The sequence below is a fragment of the Vibrio sp. 10N.286.49.E11 genome (genome assembly GCF_041469505.1).
Taxonomy (GTDB): Bacteria; Pseudomonadota; Gammaproteobacteria; order Enterobacterales; family Vibrionaceae; genus Vibrio; species Vibrio crassostreae_C.
This window is the reverse complement of sequence record NZ_JBFRKQ010000091.1, coordinates 1-5599: the sequence shown is the minus strand read 5'-3', so window position 1 is coordinate 5599 and position 5599 is coordinate 1. Positions and strand designations below refer to the sequence as shown.

The 5599-nt window shown below is 42.1% G+C and carries 5 protein-coding genes; all 5 read right to left on the bottom strand.

Annotated elements, in window-relative coordinates:
* Window positions 1-179 precede the first annotated feature (179 nt).
* The 5 genes from AB4167_RS19865 to AB4167_RS19845 all read right to left on the bottom strand — a co-directional run bounded on the left by AB4167_RS19865 (window position 180) and on the right by AB4167_RS19845 (window position 5314).
* Window positions 180-407, bottom strand: coding sequence for a hypothetical protein (locus AB4167_RS19865; protein WP_133151372.1), 228 nt, complete (start codon window positions 405-407; stop codon window positions 180-182).
* 9 nt (window positions 408-416) lie between these two features.
* Complete coding sequence (locus tag AB4167_RS19860; protein WP_017072273.1) at window positions 417-1091, bottom strand: HNH endonuclease; 675 nt, start codon at window positions 1089-1091, stop codon at window positions 417-419.
* Window positions 1092-1137: 46 nt separating this feature from the next.
* Entirely contained in the window at window positions 1138-2880 is a 1743-nt protein-coding gene (locus tag AB4167_RS19855; protein WP_136978206.1) for a metallophosphoesterase, read from the bottom strand.
* Between the two features lie 278 nt (window positions 2881-3158).
* On the bottom strand, window positions 3159-4292 hold the full coding sequence (locus AB4167_RS19850; RefSeq protein WP_372136925.1) for a PcfJ domain-containing protein: 1134 nt from the start codon (window positions 4290-4292) through the stop codon (window positions 3159-3161).
* Window positions 4293-4342: 50 nt separating this feature from the next.
* Entirely contained in the window at window positions 4343-5314 is a 972-nt protein-coding gene (locus tag AB4167_RS19845) for a hypothetical protein (RefSeq protein ID WP_372136924.1), read from the bottom strand.
* Window positions 5315-5599: the final 285 nt, after the last annotated feature.

Here is a 5599-nt window from a genome sequence, read left to right as displayed (position 1 = left end):
TGCAGCAAAAGTCGGAAATAGTGCCAGTTATTTGTAAGTCTTTACACGAGTGGGGATCACCACGACATCAAGGTTATGCTCTTAGATAGAGCAAAGCCTGATTGTTTGTACATGATAGATACCTTTCATTGACGAGAGGTATTCTAATTGAAGCGCGTAAATGATAGCGACTTATAAGCTTACATCTCATACCAATATAGCCATTCAACGAAGCTATTAAATGTCATCTCTTTGTGTCTAATAGAACCATCATCTAGCACTTTAATATTTTCTTCAATGCAGCCATTGCACTTCACAATGATAGTCTTGCCTCTTAGGGTCGCTTCATAGCTTTTCTTACCTGTAACGAGACATTCGTCATTGTTAAAATGTGCGATAATTCGTTGAACTATTTCATTTTCCATCATTTTACTCCCTTAATTCAGAATTGAGCGTAAGCCGTCAACACTCAGAGGATTTGTTCCTCGATGTAAAATTGAATGGCAGTTTGAACAGACTGGGATTAAGTCTTTAACTGGATCTACCTTGTAGCTTTTAGCGATGGTATTAAGGGGCTTGATATGATGAACTTCAATGAACCCCGACCCATGAGGTCCGTACTTTTTCGCAAAGTCGAAACTGCAAATCTGGCATCTTGTACCGTAATATTCGATACATGCTTTTCTTGCCTTTGGATCCCTTTCATATTTATTAACAGTGACTTGTTTAACAGCTCCTTCAACATACTCCTGTGGCTCTTGTGTATTGATTTCACCACTGATCGAAGAATCATCAGCTTGTTTAAGACCCCAATAAATTTTATCAACCTGATTCTGTGCGCTGACATCTGTTAACTTACCTAAACCTTCCGGTGTAATTTCTCGCACAATGATGTAGTAGCCTGAATCTGGGTTCCCCCCATTAGGGTTAAGACCAATCATTTCTACTGGTGTACCAGCGTACGTTTCAAATTTGTGCCCAATAGAAAAATTGTACTCAAACAGATCACCATCATTGTCTCTAACCACGTTGAGCGTTCGATTATTAACTTCGGTAAATGTGTAGGTTGGTTTCTGGCCATGTTTACTGGCTTTTCTTGTATATTTAGTCATTTAGAACTCATCGGTTTGGAGTAACTGTAAAAATATCGAATAATTATCAGAACAAACTATCAAAATCGCCTTCACTTTGTTGTGATAATAGCTCTGACCATTTTTCTACCAATTTGTACGCTGTTTTTGTGCAGTAATCTGCGCCATCTTCTCGCTCAACACCAATAACATGCTGCTCAGTTAACAGTAAATAAGCCGCGAGTTGCTGAAGATTGCCTGTTTGTGCCAACCGATTAACATCAGGCTCGTATTGCGAATACTCATCCGCCAAATCTTCATCCACCTCATCTGGGTCATAAACCCCAATTGGGTCCCATTCGGTTAGCAGCACTTCACTCACTGTTTGAGAAAAGCCATTGTCAGCTTTTGCTGCCGGTAGCGTGGCTAACATCGCGTTTAGCAGTTGAGTAATACCGTTGCTAACCACCTCAGCACAGTTCAGTTCATTCGCATACGCAAAGCCATGCGATCCGATTAACTCGTTGGGTGACTCGTCCCAACCGGGCAGATAAGCGTGATAGCCCACCAATGGGTTCTCTTCCTTCGCGGCGTTATAATCAACGCACACGACACTCTCGCTCACAGGTTGCGGAAACGGTGTCAGGGGGAGTGTGTAGTGGCCGACGATGACAGGAAACAAAGGTGGCGTGTTGTAAGCCATTGCACCACACTCAACGGGCGTATCGGGGATGGATGTTTTTTGAGCAGCTGGAACCACCGCCAATTCTCGATAGCTATCTACTGCGTACTCGTCTTTCCACCAAGCAACACGAATGTCGTTACGCTCAATGCCATTCTTATCTGCAAAGCTAATGCCTTGTGGCAAATGTGCTTCTGGCCCTTTAAGCAGAGTTTCAATTAGACCAAACAGTTCGTGATTACGATTAAAAGCCTCTTCCCAATGTTCTGATTTTAGTGAACGGTCTGGATTAAGGTACTGCTCTAAGCGTGCGATGCTCTCTTCGTGCCAGCAGGCATGAATAGCACGAATATCGCCACAATTAAGATACAAAGGCAGGGTCATAAACCACTCGACCCAATGTTGATGTAATGGCGAGTCTTCACCAACCTGCGCGAGAAAATGCGCGTGTTGTTTTTGATTGCCTGCTTTACTGCGATCGCGAAGGTGCTTTCCGTCAGCGCCCTTTAGGTACCAACCCACCGCATTAAACTCGTGGTTGCCTAGTAAGCAAAGCGCTTGTTTATTGTCGACTAAGTTTTTAACCGTATTCAGCGTCGCGATATGATCGGTTGCTGAATTTGGGCTGTTATCAACTAAATCCCCAATGAAGACAATAGTGGTATTAGAGTCATCACTCTGTTCTGGTAGCCCTTGGCTGTCGAGCAAAGTGGTTAATTTATCTTGCTGAGCATGAAGATCGCCAATAAAAAACACGCTTTCCAAATGATGCTGTTGCTTAAACTGTAACCCTTGCTCTAGCTGCAGACAGCGCTGCTCAAGCATTGGCCGCATCACCTCTTGCCAATAACGTATATCAAGTAGCCCACCCGACATACCACCTTGATTAAGAGACTCGATATAAATGTCATTGCTGTCGTTTGCTCGCCATCCGACTAGTCCTGCTTCACTCGATGCAAGCCTTGCTTGCTCAAGTAGTGTCACAACGTAATCATCCACCCATTTAAGTAAGCCTACGGTGGTGTAGCGGTCGCTATTGGCGATTAACTCGACGGGTAAGATGGACCATAATGCGCTGTTACCACGCAGGCCGTATTGGTTTAATTCACTGAACAGAGTGGTAATATATTTGCTTTCAATTAAGGCCAAGGAGTGCTCCTACTGCTGACGCTGTTTATTGATGATTATCGAATGGTGAGTGGGTTATTGAATCGCCCGCTGGCTATTGGGCGATTTTATCCTCGCAATATTGCCAACTCGTGACTCCTCGCTATGTAGCGTTTATATCGGTACTGCTGCATAAGATTCATGAAGGTTCCTTGTCACGATTTATTGGACTGCTACGATATACGATATTACGTTTTGATTATGTGACCCGTTTACCTAAAATAAAATGTGTGGGATATTGGTAAGCTTACAAAAAACAATCAATTTATCTTGGCTTTTCTTGCTGATTCAAGCCAATCAAATATAACTTTACGGGTACTTTCGGTTGCTAGTTTATTTCGAGCGCCAGCAATTTGATCGATTTCAAAGGGAAATGATTTGCCGGGAAGAATACTAACCCCAATGGTCATTCGCTCAGGTTGAAAAAGTCTAAATACAGCATACCGACCTTGAGCAATACGGTTATGATAAACAGCGATACAATGGCGCATCTCAGCGCCTTCCTTGCATAGGTCATCATAATCTTGGATCTGCTCTATCTTGTCTGTCTTACAAAGGCAGCGCATATAGGGTATATTGGCGTCAATGGGCCTCATAGACTGTGTTCGAGCTAAGTTATGTCTTTGCACCCAATCATCATGCAACGCAACCAAAGCCTCATTGTTTTCAAGGCGAACAATGTTTTGCATTGGCTCTTGTACTCCCAACGCTTGACCAAGTCGCAATGAATCTTCGATGCATAACGTTAGTTTTAGTCGCGTTGTGTAGCCGGTGTTCTCCAATGATTGACCTAGACGTGTACCTGTCAGAAATGGATGTGTATTGTCTAATGATAAGCTAGAGAAGTTGATTTTTTTGTAATGACTGAACCTCTTATAATGGCAAGTTCTGGCATCAAGGAGCTTCATCACGTGGAAGATTTCCCCCGCACGTTCATACGTCAAATCTAACTTATCGATAAATCTTAACGCAGACTTGGTGCCTGCAAGTCCAAGTTGCTCTAGGATCTTTCTTTGTCCCTGATTTGCTAGTCCTAGAGCCTGTTCATTATCAATAGGGTAATGCTCACAGAGCATCGCTAGAATAATCGGTCGGACATTTAGTATCTCTCTAGCGTTGACACTATTAGCTGCAAGCCAGAGCATTTGGTACTGGTGATCTGGAAAAATTTCACTCTGAGCTAACAACGGTTTAGGAATGGCAGATAACCACCCATCTCTGGTCGCCTCATTACAGATAAAATCTAGGCCAATACCAATACCTCCCTCAATCATATCTTGTCTACCATCTGGATAGTTGCGATAAGCCGTTAAGCGATCGCTCCAATGACAAATAACGATATCAAAGTTATATCCTATTGAACTAGTAGGTATAGTTGCTAAAGAAGTTTTCATATTATTCAAACACCAAACTGTTAAACGATAGCGGGTTAATTTTTTTCACCTTAAGCGGCCTCTAAACGAGAAATGATGGCTTCTAAAGGCAGGTCTTTTTCACGGATTAACTCAACAACGGCTTCACTATCTTGTTCGCGGTTCAAAGCTAACGCATAGTTTAAGTCATCAATGAGTGTTAGTGCCTGCGCTTTAGTCAGATTTCGTAGCAAACTCACTCGATTATCCGCTGACATTGTCATCAACTCTAAGGCGGAATCTTTGGTTTGTTTAGCTGAATGAGCAATGTTCTGCTTTTTTGCTTCTTTAGAAGTGGTTAGGCTTTCTTCTTTCTCCCTCTCTCTCGACGGAGAATCTATGCTCACGACAGTCGTAGCTCGAAACTCTCGAACATCAGACTCGTTCATCACGGTTTCTGCAGGTAAAGGTTCAAGACTCTTCTGGTTACACTTGTTTTTATTAACGAGAAGTTCAGCGTAATAAGCCATTGTTGGCAGCATGAAATTTAAATGCTTTAGAATTGCTTGCTCAAGCTCTTTCATTTCATTTCGCTTTATGTAAACACCGTCTTTACGAGCCTGTAGTGCGAATGAGATAGAATGTTTTACCGCATCTAAGCGATTCGAGTTGATATCCTCTAACTCATGAGTCTCTAAAACACGAGTTTCTTCTTGAGACTTCAAAACAGGCAAGCGTGTGCGCAGCGATTTGATGCACCCCTGTATTAGCTTATCGTTAGATACCACTATCGGATTTGGTAATTGAGGAGTCGGTTTGCAATCATCCTCTTCAACTTTACTCGCTCTAATTTCACGCTTTACTTCAGCCATAAAGTTATTGATTGATTTACAATCTGATGGCGTAGACCCAGTAAAAATGGGCTTTGGTACACCATCTATAAGTACTTTTAGGTGATTTGTCTGAGTTCTTTCGTAAGAGAAAGGCGTAGCTGTACCAAGTTGGTCATTTAAAAATTTGATTACACGCTTTTGGTATTTGCTGTAGCTAGATTGTTTACACATGACAGGCCTCTCAATTTAAGTCATTTCGTTGAGAAGCATAATATTAGAAAGGGACATACGAATAAGCTTCATAAGCTTGTGAAAACCGTTTTGGCTAAGAAGAACTCGTTACTTACGGATTTTATTCCGTGAGGCTAACTTATGATCGGCACAATTTAAACTGGACATTCTATTAAGCGAAAACAATCAAACCTAAAAAAATCGGCGTTCAATATTCCTATTATGATAAATGTAAGCGTGTCACGAACCCCGCATTCTAATTAACCAGCACGAAGAATAAGATCA